Source organism: Kocuria subflava, assembly GCF_012163155.1.
GTDB lineage: Bacteria > Actinomycetota > Actinomycetes > Actinomycetales > Micrococcaceae > Kocuria > Kocuria subflava.
The window spans coordinates 1-1689 of record NZ_JAAVUN010000067.1 but is presented as its reverse complement, the minus strand read 5'-3'; the positions used below and the strand labels follow the sequence as shown (position 1 = coordinate 1689).

Annotated in this window: 1 protein-coding gene; it reads right to left on the bottom strand. The window is 69.0% G+C overall.

Going from position 1 to position 1689, the window contains the following annotated elements; translation table 11 throughout:
- Window positions 1-16: 16 nt before the first annotated feature.
- A complete protein-coding gene (locus GTW58_RS12950) occupies window positions 17-1579 on the bottom strand; it encodes an IS1634 family transposase (protein ID WP_342453319.1) in 1563 nt (520 codons plus the stop codon).
- Between the last annotated feature and the right edge of the window lie 110 nt (window positions 1580-1689).

The window sequence follows — 1689 nt, the reverse complement described above, 5'->3', positions numbered from 1 at the left end:
CCCGAGTCGTGCCAATTTAGTGTGTTGGCCATTCGGTGCCGGTGGCGGTGAGGATCTCGCTGGCGGTGCCGGTCAGCGGGTCGGCGGCGACGTGGGGGTGACCGGCGATGACGACGGTGACCTGTTGCAGCGGGCGTAGGGCCTGGACGATCTTCTTGGTGCTCATCCCGGTCTGATCCTGCAGGTGACGGGCGACGGCCAGGGCGGTGACGACGATGGTGAGGTGGGCCTCGATGGCATCGCGGTCGTGGTGGAACATGGGCCTGGCCCGCAGGTCGGTCTTGCTCATCCGGAACGAGGCCTCGACCTGCCACAACGAGTGGTAGGAGGCGATCACCTCCGCTGCGGGCATGGTCGTGACGGGCAGGTTGGTGACGTAGCCCTTCAGCCCGGCCAGGCTGCGGGCGCGGGTCAGGGCGTCCTCGTCCAGGCGCGTCGAGCCGTTCACCGTCTTCACGAACCGCGGTGTGCGGGCTGGCTTCTCGCCGGCGATGACCGCCTTGGCGCGGTTCTCCTGCAGGGTGAGGGTGGCCCGGTCCCGTGCGGCGCGCTTGACGGAGTACGCCCATACCGCCCGCCACGACCGATCGTGCACCGCGGGGTCCCACACGGGTTCGGCGCGCTTGGTGACATCGTTGACCGAGGCCGCCTTGGTGGTGGCCACCCGTGGAGTGATGGTGTCGATGATTTGTCCGTCGGTGAACGCATCCCCGTGCCACCGGAAATGAGAAGCGAGGTCGCCGGGGGCCTTGGTGACCCGCGAGCCGACGATGAACCGCAACCCGGCCGCATCCAGCTCCTTGAGGTTCGATGAGGAGAGCATGCCCGCGTCGGCGACCACCACGATGTCGGCCAGGTTGTGGCGCTGCTGGAACTGCTCGATGATCGGCAGGATCGTGGCGGTCTCGGCCTTGTTGCCCTCGAAGCACCCCACCTCCAGCGGGAACCCGGCACGGTCCACGAGCAGCCCCACGACGACCTGCGGGTCCACGCGCCGCTCCTTCGAATAGCCGACCTTGCGCAGCTCGTCCTCCTGCTCGGCCTCGAAGTAGAGGGTGGTTACGTCGTACAGGACCAGCGACAGGTCCCCGTGCCCGGCGGCGTGGGCGAAGCACGCCGCGGCGACCTGGTCGCGGTAGCCGCGTTCCTGGGCCCGGGCCAGGCACCGGAACATCGTGCGCAGCGACGCGTGCGGCACACCGAGCTCGTCCAGCACCCGCAGCGAGTCGGCCTTGCTCGTGGGTTCCACGATCCGCGCCAGCACCAGCGCCTTGAACGCCTCATCGCCCAGGGCATCGAACCCCAACCTGGCGTACGCGCTGGTCAGCACGTGCCACAGCAGTGCGCTGCACTTGCCGGTGATCACCGACTGCCCCGCCGGCACCGCGCCCGCGCTCAGGTCGAGCTCGCCCTGACCCGGGTGCATCTTCACCCGGGCGGCCTCCAACAGCGCGGTCAGCTCAGCCTCGGTGTGCGCTGAGCCCAGGTGCTCGAGGACTTTGTCCCGCCCGCCCCGGCGCTCAGCGATCTGCACCGCCGTCGCCCCCGACGCCGTCCGGACCTTACGCACGAACACCACGGTCCGACCCTACCCACCCGATTAGTGTGTCGCCGACCCCCGCCACAGGACTCTGACCAGCGACAACACCGGCCAAGTCAGCCAGGAGCTCTCAAGTGGCACGAGTCAGG